Origin of the sequence: Streptomyces fuscichromogenes, from assembly GCF_014645815.1 — a bacterium.
GTDB lineage: Bacteria > Actinomycetota > Actinomycetes > Streptomycetales > Streptomycetaceae > Streptomyces > Streptomyces fuscichromogenes.
Genome location: NZ_BMML01000018.1, coordinates 110,655 through 122,739, shown reverse-complemented (window position 1 = coordinate 122,739; position 12,085 = coordinate 110,655). Strand labels below are relative to the sequence as shown.

Genomic DNA, 12,085 nt, shown 5'->3' with positions numbered 1-12,085 from the left:
GGGTGAGCGGCGATCGGTGCGGGCGACCCGTGCGGGATCCGGTGCGGGATCCGATGCGGGTGGGGCGGGGTGCTAGCGGCCGTCGTAGCCCGCCGTCGGCATCGACAGGCGGCGGTGGACCATGGCCTTCATACGGGCGTCGTAGCAGGGCTCCGCACGGCCCACCGTCTCCACCCGGACCCCGCGTCTCGCGCACTCCGCCATGAAGCCCTCGACCGACGACAGCGCGCTCTCCAGGACCCGTCTGCTCGGGGCCACGAAGACGTCGAGTCCGGGCCGGACGCCCGCCCACAGGGCGCTGTGGTCGGGCCGCAGACCGCGGACCAGGAGTTCACGGGCGATGACGTACCCGTGTTCCACGGCCCAGCGCGCGCACATCGCGTGCTGGCTGCGGGAGTCGACCAGGAAGGGGTCGATCTCCAGCTCCTCCAGGGGCGTCAGACTCGCGATCGCGGTCACCCGCACCGGCACGAGCCCGCCGGAGGCACCCCGCACCTGTCCCATGGCGTCCCCCTCACCTCCGGGTTTCGCCGCCGACCCTACTCCTGCACGTAGGCTTCGGGGAGTCGCGCGAAGGAGACAAAGAGGTGCCGGTGGAGATCACCTGGTGGGGCCACGCCACCTGCACGATCGAGGATTCGGGCGTACGACTGCTCACCGATCCCCTGTTCGCGCGCCGGCTCGCGCACCTGCGCCGGCGGCGGGGCACCCCGCCGCCGGCCGAGGCCCGCCGCGCGGACCTCGCGCTCGTCTCCCACCTGCACGCCGACCATCTGCACGTCCCCTCCCTCGCAAGCCTGGCCCCGGGTACGCGCCTGCTCGTGCCCCGGGGCGCACCACGGGCGGTGCCCGCGCTCCGCCGGCTCCGTCAGCTGCGGATCACCGAGGTCGACGTCGGGGACGAGGTACCCGTCGGCCCCCTCGTCGTACGGGCGGTACCCGCGCGGCACGACGGCCGTCGGCTGCCGGTCGGACCGCACCGCTCCCCCGCCCTCGGATACGTCGTCGAGGGCGCGGCCCGGACGTACTTCGCCGGGGACACCGGGCTGTTCGACGAGATGGCCGAGGCGGTCGGGCCGGTGGACGTGGCCCTGCTGCCGGTCGGCGGCTGGGGACCGCACCTCGGCGAGGGGCATCTGGACGCGGGCCGGGCGGCGCGGGCGCTGGCGCTGCTGTCACCGCGCAGCGCGGTGCCGGTGCACTACGGAACGTACTGGCCGATCGGCATGGACGCGGTGCGGCCGCACGAGTTCCACGCGCCGGGCGAGGAGTTCGTGCGCCTCGCCGCCGCATACGCGCCGCAGGTGGCGGTGCACCGGCTCGGTCACGGGGAGAGCGTGCGGCTGGAGGTCGCGCGGTGAGACTGCTGGTGGTCATGGTGGCCGCCGCCGGTTCCACGGCGGCGACGTCCACCTCGACCGAGTCCGCGCAGCAGGCGATCGGGTATCCGACGCTGTTCCTGCTGGTGCTGGTCGGGGCGTTGGTGCCGGTGGTACCGACGGGGGCGCTGGTGAGTTCGGCGGCGGTGGTGGCGTTCCATCAGACGGCGCCGTTCGCGCTGGCGCTGGTGTTCGTGACGGCGTCGCTGGCGGCCTTCCTCGGGGACGCGGCGCTGTACTGGCTGGGGCGGCGGGGGCTGCGGTCGAGGAACGGGTCGCGGTGGCTGGCGGCGATACGGGCGCGGGCGCCGGAGGAGAAGCTGGCGCAGGCGCAGGGGAAGCTGGCCGAGCACGGGGTCGCCGTGCTGGTGCTGTCACGGCTGGTGCCGGCCGGGCGGATACCGGTGATGCTGGCGTGTCTGCTGGCGGAGTGGCCCCTGCGGCGGTTCGCGCGGGGGAATGTGGCGGCGTGTCTGGCGTGGGCGGCGGCGTATCAGGTCATCGGGATTCTGGGCGGGTCGTTGTTCCCGGAACCGTGGGAGGGGGTTGTGGTGGCGGTCGCGCTGACGGTGGTGATCAGTGTGGCGCCGAGTGTGTGGCGGCGGGTTCGGTCCGCCGCGTGAGGGCGCGTTGCGGGGTGCGGGTGCGTCGTGGCTGGTCGCGCAGTTCCTCCCCCAGCCTTCGGCCGGGGGTACCCCCAGCGCCTCTGAGGGGCGCTCTAGCTCAGGGCGCTTTTGAGTGAGGTCGACTCCAGAACCCTTGATCCTCCGATCGGCAGGTCCCACAGGTCCTCCCGGGCCGACTCCGCCTTCTCCCAGGCCGCCCGTACCCGCGTCAGCGGTTCCAGGACCGGCTCCGCCGAGAGGATGAAGGTCGCCCAGTGCATGGGGGCCATCCGCCTCGCGCCCAGGTCCTGGGTCGCCCGGACCGCCTCCTCCGGGTCCAGGTGGACGTCGCTGAGCCACCAGCGGGGGTCGTAGGCGCCGATCGGCATCAGGGCCAGGTCGATACCGGGGTAGCGGCGGCCGATGCGGGAGAACCAGTGGCCGTAGCCCGTGTCGCCGGCGAAGTAGACGCGCCCGCCGTCGGGCGCCGTGAGGACCCAGCCGCCCCAGAGGCTGTGGCAGGTGTCGGTGAGGGTGCGCTTGGACCAGTGGTGAGCGGGGACGAAGTCGAAGCGGACCCCGGACAGCCGGGCCGCCTCCCACCAGTCCAGCTCGGTGACGGTGGTGAAGCGGCGGCGCCGGAACCAGCGGCCGAGCCCGGCCGGTACGAACACGGGGGTGTCGCGCGGCAGGCGGCGCAGGGTGGGGGCGTCCAGGTGGTCGTAGTGGTTGTGGCTGATGACGACCGCGTCGACACGCGGCAGCGTCTGCCAGGGGACGCCCACCGGGGTGACGCGGGCCGGGGTGCCGAGGATACGGCGGGACCAGACCGGGTCGGTGAGGACGGTCAGGCCACCGATCCGGACGATCCAACTGGCGTGCCCCGCCCAGGTGACGGAGACGGTGTCGGCGTCCGCGCGGGGCAGCGGGCCGGGTTCGAAGGGCAGCCGGCGGACATCGGCGAGGCCCTCGCGGCCGGGGCGCACGGAGCCCTCGCGGGCGAACCGGGCCATGGCCTTGAGGCCGGGCAGCGGAGCGGTCAGACGGTCGTGGAAGGTCCGCGGCCAGAACCGGAGTTCGCCCAGCGGGCGGGGTTCGGCGAGCGGCGGGAACGGGGGCGCGCCGGCCGTCGGAGCCGCGGAGGTGCCGGCTTCTCCGGTGGGCGTGGCAGGCGTCGTGGGGGCAGGCGTCGTCGTGGGCACCGACTCCTGCGTCTGCTGCGTCATCGAGGAGGCTCCCATCGCTGAGCGTCGTCGCGGAGATCGTCGAGTACCGACCTCAAGGACATCAACGCGCGTTGCACGTGTGGCAGTTCCAACGGCGCGGGGGACGTGAGGCATTCCACGCGCTGCGCGTCGGTGCCGCCCAGCAGCGGCCCGGTGGCGAACCGGACGCGCAGCGCGCCGAGATCGTCGCCGAAGCGGTGGCCGCCGGGCGCGGGCATGCCCAGCCGGGCGGTCAGGAAGTCCTCCAACTCCTGTGCGTCGCCGACCCCGTGGGCGCCGAGCGCGGCGCGCAGCGGTTCCAGGTCGGCGTACAGGTGACGGCCGGCCTGCGGGGGCCGGGCCAGGGCGCCGCCGGCGACGACCGCGGCGTGCGCGGCGGCGGCCACCCGGGCGTGCAGCCGTACGACGGCCTCCCGGCGGGCAGTGACGGGCTCGGGCTCGTCGAGCACGTGGCCGGCGGCGACCGCGACCGGCCCGGCGAGGCGGGCGCCCAGCGCGGTGAGGATGTCGAGCACGCGCGCGTGCAGGGCACCGCCGGTGGCGCCCGCCGGGAACCGGGCGACGGCGGCGGGCCAGCCGGCCGGCAGCAGGGCACCGGCCAGGTCGGCGACGACGGTGACCCGGTCCGGGAGCATCTCGGCGGGGCTGAGCAGCACGGTGGCGTCCGGCGCGTGCAGGGTGTCACGCCAGGTCTCGTCGCTGACCAGGTGCAGTCCCGCGCCGGTCGCGGCCTCCACGGTCTCGTGCAGCAGTTCGGGCGGGGCGACGGTGGCGGTGGGGTCGTCGGCGACGGAGAGCACCAGCAGCCGGGGGTCGCCGCCCTCGTCCCGGACCCGGCGCACGGTCTCCAGCAGCGCGTACGGGTCGGGCGCGCCCCCGGACTCGGCCGGGGTGGCCACGTGGAAGACGGGCCGGCCGAGGAGTCTGGCGTACGGCGCCCACCAGGCGGCGCAGGGACGCGGCACCAGGACGTCGCCGCCGAGCGCGGCGGTGAGCGCCAGCAGCAGGGCGGGGGCACCGGGTCCCGCGGCCACGCGGCCGGGCGGGGCGGGCAGACCGCGGCGTTCCCAGTAGCCGCAGGCCGCGTCCAGCAGCGCCGGTCCGCCGCCGACGGGCTCCTCCGCGCCCCGCCGCGCGGCGCCGGCCAGTACGGCGGCGAGTTCGGGCAGGACGGGCAGCCCGTCGTCGGGCAGGGGCGGCCCGTAGCGGACGGGCCCGTGGCCTTCGGACGACGGCGGTGCGCTCTCCTCCGCGGAGGTGCCGTTCACCGGTCCATGGCCCCCGGGATCCGTCCGCCGCATGTCGTCCGCCTCCGCGCAGTCCGTGGTGCCGTGTGCTGTCCGGTCCGGGCCGTGCTCCGTCGCCGGGTCGTGCGTACGGTGCCGGAGTGGTCGCTCCGGGGCGTCCGGTGGCGGCCCGGTCACCCGTGCGTGCGGAACCGCCCGCCCCACAGCCGGTACACGGCGCCGCAGCAGGCGGCCGCGATCAGCATCCCGCCCGCGACCAGCGCCGGTACGGACGTGTTGTAGGCACCCCCGTCCCCCGCCTCCACCCCGTGCTGCACGCCCGCCACGGCGCAGGAGTCGTCACCTCCGCGCGCCCCGCCGCATTCCTGCCGGTCACCGCCACCGCACGCCTGCTGTCCCCCGCCGGCGCAGGGGCGCCCGGCGTCCCCGTCACCATGGGGGATCGCGCCGTCGTCCCCGTGGGAGGCCGCCGAGTGGTCGCCGCGGGAGCCCGTTCCGTCGTCCCCGCGCCCCGCGGTGCCCTCGTCACCGCGCGGAGCCGTGCCCGTGCCCTCGTCACCGCGAGGTGCCGTGCCGGTGGCCTCGTCACCGCGCGGAGCCGTGCCCGTGCCCTCGTCACCGCGGGTGAACATGCCGTCGTCCCCGCGTGAGGCCATGCCGTCGTCCCCGCGGTCCCCGCCGGTGACCAGGCCGTCGTCCCCGTGCGGAGCCGTTCCCCCGTCGCCCGGGAGCACCGCGCCGCCGCCGGCCTCCGGCGCGGTGCCGCCGCCGGCCTGTGGCATGGCGCCACCGCCGCCCTGCAGAACCGTCCCGCCGTCGCCCACGGAAGCCGTGCCGCCGTCGCCCGGGGCGACCGCGAGGGGCGCGGTCCAAGGCCGCGGCTGGGCTTCGCCCGCCTCGCCCGCCGCCGGGCAGCTCCCGTCGACGGTCCAGTTGCCGGTGCGGCCGGCGCCGGCCGCGCCCCCGGCCGCGGCTCCCTCCGCCGCGGCTCCCTCCGTGTAGGTCCCCGGCCTGTCCCCGGAGACGACCTGCGCGGTGCCCCGGTAGACGAGCCCGCCGTCCTGCTCGACCCTGGCCAGCCGGACGGTGCGCCCGGCGAACGCCGAGGACGTGGCGTCGATGGCCGAGGGCGCCTGCCCGGTCCCCCGCCCGCCGGTCTTCTCACAGGTCACGGAGACGACGACGGTGCTGCCCGGCCGGGCGCTGCCGGGACTGACCTCGGCGGCGGGGCCGGCGGCCGCGGCGGCCGTACCGGTGGCGCCGAACGCGGCACCCGCCAGGACGGCGACGGACAGGGTGCGAACGGTGCGGCGCATGGGAGGAACTCCTTGCACGGACGACTCGGAGGCACGAAACCCGTACCCCCGCAGCCATCACAGCCCGCCCCACGCCCCGCCGCGCGCGGCCGGACCCCATTCGCGGGACACGCGTCCCCTTTCGGGTGACGTCGCGGCGGTGGCCGGTGTGCTCAGCCCGCGGAGGCGCCCGGCGTCGCCGTCTCGGCGCAGTTCCGCTCGCGGGCGCCCTCCCGGGTACGGCCGGCGGCGACCAGCCGGCGCGGATTGCGCCGCAGGTACTCGCCCTCCAGCTGGGCCATGCGTTCGTTGTGGGCCCGCAGCGCGTCGTTCGAGCCGTACAGCAGGGTGTCGTGGCGCGTCCGGTGGATGTTCTCCAGCTCCTTCATGAGCTGCTGGTCGTCCAGCCGGCTGGGGTCGACTCCGGTCATGGTGGTACCCCGCTCGTCGTGTGGGTCCCGGCGGTCCGGATTCCTGCCTCCACTGTACGAACATCCGGGCGGCCGGGCCTCCCTGCCGGACCTCCTACCGTGCCCGCTCCACCCGGCGCTCGTCCCACACCGGCTCCGGGGTCTCACGGACCCGGCCGTCGCTGCCGAAGACCAGGTAGCGGTCGAAGGAGCGGGCGAACCAGCGGTCGTGGGTGACGGCGAGCACCGTGCCGTCGAACGCCTCAAGACCCTCCTGGAGAGCCTCGGCGGACTCCAGGTCGAGGTTGTCGGTGGGCTCGTCCAGGAGCAGCGCCGTCACACCCTGCAGCTCCAGCAGGAGGATCTGGAACCGGGCCTGCTGGCCACCGGACAGGCGCTCGAAGTTCTGTTCGGACTGCTGGGTGAGTTCGTAGCGGCGCAGCCGGGACATCGCCGCGCCGCGGTCCTGGGAGTGCTCCGTCCACAGGATGTCCAGCAGGGTGCGCCGCTCCAGTTCGGGGTGGGCGTGGGTCTGCGCGAAGTGGCCGGGCACCACCCGCGCGCCCAGCTTCCACTGCCCCTCGTGCGCCACCTCCTCGCCGGCCAGCAGCCGCAGGAAGTGCGACTTGCCGGAGCCGTTGGAGCCGAGGACGGCGACCCGTTCGCCGTAGAAGACCTCCAGGTCGAAGGGTTTCATCAGGCCGGTGAGTTCGAGGTGCGCGCAGGTGACGGCGCGTACGCCGGTACGGCCGCCCTTGATCCGCATCCGGATGTCCTGCTCGCGCGGCGGCTCGGGCGGCGGGCCGGCCTCCTCGAACTTGCGCAGGCGGGTCTGGGCGGCCGCGTACCGGGACGCCAGCTCGTGGGAGATCGAGGCGGCCTGGCGGAGGCTCAGCACCAGCTTCTTCAGCTGGGCGTGCTTCTCGTCCCAGCGGCGCCGCAACTCCTCGAAGCGGGCGAAGCGTTCACGCCGGGCCTCGTGGTAGGTGGCGAAACCGCCGCCGTGCACCCAGGCGTCGGCGCCGGTCGGCGAGGGCTCCACGGAGATGATCTTCTCGGCGGAGCGGGCGAGGAGTTCGCGGTCGTGGGAGACGAACAGGACCGTCTTTCGGGTCTCCTTCAGCTGCTGCTCCAGCCAGCGCTTGCCGGGCACGTCCAGGTAGTTGTCCGGCTCGTCGAGCAGCAGCACCTGGTCGGTGCCCCGGAACAGCGCCTCCAGCACCAGCCGCTTCTGCTCGCCGCCGGAGAGGGTGCGCACCTGTCGCCACTGGGCCTTCTCGTAGGGCACCCCGAGTGCGGCGGTGGTGCACATGTCCCAGAGGGTCTCGTGCTCGTAGCCGCGCACCTCGGCCCAGTCGGCGAGGGCCTGCGCGTACCGCAGCTGGGCCGCCTCGTCGTCGACGGTCATGAGGGCGTGCTCGGCCCGGTCGACGGCCTGCGCGGCCTCCCGGATGCCGGGCGGCGCGACGGACACCAGCAGGTCGCGCACGGTCGTCTCGTCCCGTACGGAACCCACGAACTGGCGCATCACGCCGAGACCGCCGGTCACGGCCACGGTGCCGCCGTGCGGCTTCAGCTCGCCGGAGACCAGCCGCAGGAGCGTGGTCTTGCCGGCGCCGTTGGGTCCGACGAGGGCGACGGCGGCCCCCTCGCCCACCCGGAACGACACATCGCCGAGCAGCGCCCTCCCGTCGGGGAGGTAGTACTCGAGATGCGCGGCTTCCAGATGTCCCATGGTCAGGGATTCTGCGGGGCATCCCCGACCTGGGGCAAACCGTTATCTCCGGCCGACGTTCTCGGCTGCGGCCCGGTGGGGGCTGGTCGCGCAGTTCCCCGCGCCCCTGAAGGGGCGCTCACCGTGACGCCCTTCTTTCAGGGGCGCTGGGGGTACCCCCGGCCGAAGGCCGGGGGAGGAACTGCGCGAGCAACCACGACGCACCCGCGGCCGAAGACGGCGCCCCTTACTGCAGCGGCTCCCCCGTCGGCCCGCTCGCCCCCGTCGGCTCCACGACCGCCCCTGCCCAGGACACCGCCTTCCAGCCGTCGGCCGGAGAGCCCTCCAGGATCACCACACCGGTGTTGTCGAGGGGACGGGAGGCCGCGTAGGGGACGTCGACGTTGTCGGCGCGGGCCGCCGTCCACAGGCGGATCACCGCGCCGTGGCTGATCACCGCGACCGTCCCGGCACCGCTCGCGGCGGCCTCGGCGATCACCGCGTCGTAGCGGCCCAGGACCTCGTCCCCGCTCTCCCCGCCGGGCATGCGCGGCACGGTGTCCCCGGCCGCCCAGGCGAACACGGTCCGCATGTACTCCTGGCCCCGCTCGGAGTGGCCGGGCAGCAGCTCCAGGTCGCCGGCGGACACCTCCCGGACGCCGTCGCGGACGACCGGGTCGAGACCTCGGGCGGCGGCCAGCGGGGCGGCGGTGAGCTGGGTGCGCAGCAGGGTGGACACGTAGAGGGCCTCGATGTCCTCGTCGGCGAGCGCCCCGGGGAGGGCCGCCGCCTGCCGCTCGCCGAGGGCGGTCAGACCGGGACCCGGTACGGCGGTGTCGAGGAGGAAGTCGACGTTGGTCGGGGTCTGCCCGTGACGTATGAGGAGCAGGCGCATCCAGGGTTCCTCTCACTCGACCGGACCGCGGGCCGGCAGGAAAGTGCGAGTTCAGGGTAACCGGACCCGCATGAGCCCAGATGTCGACCTCACCGTCCTGAAGCCCGGCCGGCACGCGCTGCGCGACCGGCTCCTCGCTCTCGACCACCGGCTGTTCGAGCGGGCCGCCGCGCGGAACTGGCCGCTCGCCGAGCCGGTGCTGCCCCGGCTGAGCCGGAGCGCCGACCACGGGGTGCTGTGGTTCGCGACCGCGGCCGCGGTGGCCGCCTCCCGCACGCCCCGGGCCCGCCGGGCCGCCGTCCGCGGTCTGGCCTCGCTCGCCCTGGCCTCCCTGGCCATCAACACCCTCGGCAAGCGCTCGGTGCGCCGCCCCCGCCCGCTGCTGGCCCCGGTGCCCGCGGCACGGCACCTGAAGCGGCAGCCGATCACCACGTCGTTCCCCTCCGGGCACGCCGCGTCGGCGGCCGCCTTCGCGGCCGGGGTCGCCCTGGAGTCCCCGGGGTGGGGCGCGGTGGTGGCGCCGGTGGCGTTCTCCGTCGCCGTGTCCCGGGTCTTCACGGGCGTGCACTTCCCCAGCGACGTGCTCGCGGGCGCCGCGCTGGGCGCCGGTGCCGCGTTCGCCGTACGCCGGCTGGTGCCGACCCGGGCGCAGACCGGCCCGCCGCCCCGGCCGCGTGCCGAGGCCCCGGCGCTGCCCGGCGGGGCCGGTCTGGTGATGGTGGCCAACCGGGCCTCCGGGAGCGCGGACCGGATACGGGTGCTGCGCCACGAGCTGCCGGAGGCGGAGCTGGTGGAGTGCGAACCGGAGGACGTGGAGAGCGAGTTGGCGAAGGCGGCGGCGCGGGCACGGGCGCTCGGGGTGTGCGGCGGCGACGGCACCGTGAACGCGGCGGCCCGGATCGCACTGCGCCACGGGCTGCCGCTCGCGGTGCTGCCCGGCGGCACCCTCAACCACTTCGCCTACGACCTGAGCGTGGAGGACGGCCGGGGTCTGGGCCGGGCGGTGCGCGAGGGCGAGGCGGTCCGGGTGGACGTCGGCCGCTTCAGCTCCGGGGACCGGTCGGGCGTCTTCCTCAACACGCTGAGCCTGGGCGTCTATCCGGAGCTGGTCCGGGAGCGGGAGCACTGGGCGCACCGCATCGGTGGCCGGCCCGCCGAGGTGCTGGCCGCGCTGCGCGTGCTGCGTACGGACCGGCATCCGCTGAGGGTCGAACTGCGCGGCGAGACCCACCCGTTGTGGCTGCTGTTCGTCGGCAACGGCGTCTACCACCGGATGGGTCTGGCCCCGGGCCGACGCACCGATCTGGCGGACGGGCAGCTCGACGTGCGCGTGGTGCACGGGGGCCGGCATCCCGCGCTCAGCCTGCTGTCGGCCGCCCTGGTGAGCCCGCTGACCCGCTCCCCCGCCCACGCGGAGGCGCGGGTGCGCCGGCTGCGCCTGACCGGCGTCGCGGCCGGTACCCCGCTCGCGTACGACGGTGAAGTCACCGAGGTGGCGGGCGAGATGACCGTGGAGAAGCTGCCCGGGGCGCTGACCGTGTACCGGCCGCTACCCTGACCCGCCGGAGTCGTCATGACGACCTGTCAGTCCACATGGCAAAACACGGGTCTCATCATTCGACATGCGGGCGTAGCGTTGCGGATACCGCGAGACGGGGTCGTCCGGCCCCGTCCGCCGGTGTGACGCGAAGGGGTCGAGCCATGTCGAAGCCACAGGAGACCGCCGTCTACACGCACGGGCACCACGAGTCGGTGCTGCGTTCGCACACCTGGCGCACCGCCGCCAACTCCGCCGCCTACCTGCTCGGTTCGCTGAAGCCCCACATGAGGATCCTGGACATCGGCTGCGGCCCCGGGACGATCACCGCCGATCTGGCGGGCCTGGTCCCCGACGGCCAGGTCACCGGCGTCGACCGCGCACCGGACATCCTGGACCAGGCCCGGGAGACCGCCGCCGGGCGCGGGCTGACGAACGTGGACTTCGCGGTCGCCGACGTGCACGCGCTGGACTACCCGGACGACACGTTCTGCGTGGTCCACGCCCACCAGGTGCTCCAGCATGTGGGCGACCCGGTGCAGGCGCTGCGCGAGATGCGCCGGGTCACCAAGCCCGGCGGCTTCATCGCGGCACGCGACGGGGACTACGCGGCGATGACCTGGTACCCGGCGGTGCCGGGGCTGGACGACTGGCTGGAGCTGTACCGGCGGGTGGCCCGCGCCAACGGGGGCGAGCCGGACGCCGGGCGGCGGCTGAGGTCCTGGGCGCTGGCCGCGGGGCTCACCGACATCACGGCCACCTCGGGCACCTGGACGTACAGCACGGCCGATGAGCGGGCCTGGTGGGGCGGGCTGTGGGGGGACCGTACGGTCGCCTCGTCCTACGCGCGGCGGGCCACGGAGGGCGGCCACGCGACCACGGAGCAGCTGGCGGCGATCTCGGCGGCCTGGCGGGAGTGGGCGGGCCAGGAGGACGGCTGGTTCGCCGTGCTGCACGGCGAGATCCTCTGCCGCAAGTGAGCCTGATCAGCGGCTCCCGGGAAACACGCCTGGTTTCCCGGTCCGCGGCACGCCCGGCACCGGCAGCAGGTTCCGGTGGTTCCAGTGGTTCCGGTGGCCACGTCATCCGCGCGCGGCCGGCCCCGTCGGTCCGGCGGCCGGCTCGCCGGCCGGTTCCGTGAAGGAATAGGCCGCCCAGGGACCGGTGAGTTCCACCCGTATCCCCGGTGCGGCGGCCTTCGCCCGGTCGACCAGTTCCACGAACTCCTCGGAATCCGTGCGCGGCACCAGGTAAGCGGCGTCCAGCGGTTTCCGCGCGGACGGACCGGAAAGCCGGGAATCCTCGGCCCGCCCGGAGAGCCGCTCATGCAGAGCACGGGCGAACTCCTCGGCGGCCCCTCGCCGCTCGGGCGGGTCCGCGTACACCCGCACGCCCCACTCGACCCGCCCGTCGAGCCGGTCCAGGGTCCGGAGGAAGTAGGCCTCGCGGGCCTCCATCATGGACCGTACGCCGCTGTCGTCCCGGAAGACCGTGGCCGGCCGGAGCGGCAGCGGCGTGGTGACGGTGGTGAGCGCGTCGACCACGCCCTGGTGGGCGCGGGCGGTCGCGGCCAGCCACTCCGGGTCCACCAGGCGGTCCCGCAGCCGCTCCTCCGCGAAGTCCCCCTCCGGGACCGTACTGACGACGGCGACCAGGCCGCGGTGTCTGAGCAGCCCCGGCGGGGCGCCGGCCACGCCGGTGAGCTGGGTCTGCAGGGCCGCCTCGAACGGACGGCAGACGGCGTACACGTACCGGAGTCCGCCCCGACCTGTCATCT

12 protein-coding genes are annotated in these 12,085 nt (G+C 75.1%); 4 read left to right on the top strand and 8 right to left on the bottom strand.

Annotated elements, in window-relative coordinates:
• Positions 1 to 72: 72 nt before the first annotated feature.
• Positions 73 to 504: a hypothetical protein gene (locus IEZ11_RS33035; RefSeq protein WP_189266627.1), complete on the bottom strand. Its 432-nt coding sequence runs from the start codon at positions 502 to 504 to the stop codon at positions 73 to 75.
• 83 nt (positions 505 to 587) lie between these two features.
• Here IEZ11_RS33035 and IEZ11_RS33030 point away from each other — a divergent pair, with 83 nt between their 5' ends.
• Positions 588 to 1,361: an MBL fold metallo-hydrolase gene (locus IEZ11_RS33030; RefSeq protein ID WP_189266626.1), complete on the top strand. Its 774-nt coding sequence runs from the start codon at positions 588 to 590 to the stop codon at positions 1,359 to 1,361.
• Between the two features lie 14 nt (positions 1,362 to 1,375).
• Positions 1,376 to 2,002, top strand: a complete 627-nt coding sequence (locus IEZ11_RS33025; protein ID WP_189266703.1) for a DedA family protein — start codon at positions 1,376 to 1,378, stop codon at positions 2,000 to 2,002.
• A 95-nt stretch (positions 2,003 to 2,097) separates the two neighbouring features.
• Here IEZ11_RS33025 and IEZ11_RS33020 read toward each other — a convergent pair whose 3' ends face one another.
• The 6 genes from IEZ11_RS33020 to IEZ11_RS32995 all read right to left on the bottom strand — a co-directional run bounded on the left by IEZ11_RS33020 (position 2,098) and on the right by IEZ11_RS32995 (position 8,771).
• Entirely contained in the window at positions 2,098 to 3,210 is a 1,113-nt protein-coding gene (locus tag IEZ11_RS33020; protein WP_189266625.1) for an MBL fold metallo-hydrolase, read from the bottom strand.
• On the bottom strand, positions 3,207 to 4,511 hold the full coding sequence (locus IEZ11_RS33015; protein ID WP_189266624.1) for an aminotransferase class I/II-fold pyridoxal phosphate-dependent enzyme: 1,305 nt from the start codon (positions 4,509 to 4,511) through the stop codon (positions 3,207 to 3,209). Before IEZ11_RS33015 ends, IEZ11_RS33020 begins: the two co-directional genes overlap by 4 nt.
• Positions 4,512 to 4,630: 119 nt before the next feature.
• A complete protein-coding gene (locus IEZ11_RS33010; RefSeq protein ID WP_189266623.1) occupies positions 4,631 to 5,773 on the bottom strand; it encodes a hypothetical protein in 1,143 nt (380 codons plus the stop codon).
• 152 nt (positions 5,774 to 5,925) lie between these two features.
• Complete coding sequence (locus IEZ11_RS33005; protein WP_189266622.1) at positions 5,926 to 6,183, bottom strand: DUF6158 family protein; 258 nt, start codon at positions 6,181 to 6,183, stop codon at positions 5,926 to 5,928.
• A 94-nt stretch (positions 6,184 to 6,277) separates the two neighbouring features.
• Positions 6,278 to 7,897 (bottom strand): ABC-F family ATP-binding cassette domain-containing protein, encoded by a 1,620-nt coding sequence (locus IEZ11_RS33000; RefSeq protein WP_189266621.1) that lies wholly within the window; start codon positions 7,895 to 7,897, stop codon positions 6,278 to 6,280.
• Between the two features lie 226 nt (positions 7,898 to 8,123).
• A complete protein-coding gene (locus IEZ11_RS32995; RefSeq protein WP_189266620.1) occupies positions 8,124 to 8,771 on the bottom strand; it encodes a histidine phosphatase family protein in 648 nt (215 codons plus the stop codon).
• A gap of 70 nt (positions 8,772 to 8,841) precedes the next feature.
• Here IEZ11_RS32995 and IEZ11_RS32990 point away from each other — a divergent pair, with 70 nt between their 5' ends.
• A complete protein-coding gene (locus tag IEZ11_RS32990; protein WP_189266619.1) occupies positions 8,842 to 10,329 on the top strand; it encodes a bifunctional phosphatase PAP2/diacylglycerol kinase family protein in 1,488 nt (495 codons plus the stop codon).
• A 143-nt stretch (positions 10,330 to 10,472) separates the two neighbouring features.
• Positions 10,473 to 11,288, top strand: a complete 816-nt coding sequence (locus tag IEZ11_RS32985) for a class I SAM-dependent methyltransferase (RefSeq protein WP_189266618.1) — start codon at positions 10,473 to 10,475, stop codon at positions 11,286 to 11,288.
• A 102-nt stretch (positions 11,289 to 11,390) separates the two neighbouring features.
• Here IEZ11_RS32985 and IEZ11_RS32980 read toward each other — a convergent pair whose 3' ends face one another.
• The gene (locus IEZ11_RS32980; protein ID WP_189266617.1) at positions 11,391 to 12,083 is read right to left on the bottom strand and encodes a GvpL/GvpF family gas vesicle protein; all 693 of its coding nucleotides are present in this window, start codon (positions 12,081 to 12,083) and stop codon (positions 11,391 to 11,393) included.
• Positions 12,084 to 12,085: the final 2 nt, after the last annotated feature.

Bases quoted from the DNA above. Each gene is read 5' to 3' on its own strand.
- IEZ11_RS33015 (WP_189266624.1), bottom strand. From the start codon at position 4,511: ATGCGGCGGACGGATCCCGGGGGCCATGGACCGGTGAACGGCACCTCC.
- IEZ11_RS33025 (WP_189266703.1), top strand. From the start codon at position 1,376: ATGGTGGCCGCCGCCGGTTCCACGGCGGCGACGTCCACCTCGACCGAG.
- IEZ11_RS32980 (WP_189266617.1), bottom strand. From the start codon at position 12,083: ATGACAGGTCGGGGCGGACTCCGGTACGTGTACGCCGTCTGCCGTCCG.
- IEZ11_RS33000 (WP_189266621.1), bottom strand. From the start codon at position 7,897: ATGGGACATCTGGAAGCCGCGCATCTCGAGTACTACCTCCCCGACGGG.
- IEZ11_RS33035 (WP_189266627.1), bottom strand. From the start codon at position 504: ATGGGACAGGTGCGGGGTGCCTCCGGCGGGCTCGTGCCGGTGCGGGTG.
- IEZ11_RS32995 (WP_189266620.1), bottom strand. From the start codon at position 8,771: ATGCGCCTGCTCCTCATACGTCACGGGCAGACCCCGACCAACGTCGAC.
- IEZ11_RS33010 (WP_189266623.1), bottom strand. From the start codon at position 5,773: ATGCGCCGCACCGTTCGCACCCTGTCCGTCGCCGTCCTGGCGGGTGCC.
- IEZ11_RS32990 (WP_189266619.1), top strand. From the start codon at position 8,842: ATGAGCCCAGATGTCGACCTCACCGTCCTGAAGCCCGGCCGGCACGCG.
- IEZ11_RS33005 (WP_189266622.1), bottom strand. From the start codon at position 6,183: ATGACCGGAGTCGACCCCAGCCGGCTGGACGACCAGCAGCTCATGAAG.
- IEZ11_RS32985 (WP_189266618.1), top strand. From the start codon at position 10,473: ATGTCGAAGCCACAGGAGACCGCCGTCTACACGCACGGGCACCACGAG.
- IEZ11_RS33020 (WP_189266625.1), bottom strand. From the start codon at position 3,210: ATGACGCAGCAGACGCAGGAGTCGGTGCCCACGACGACGCCTGCCCCC.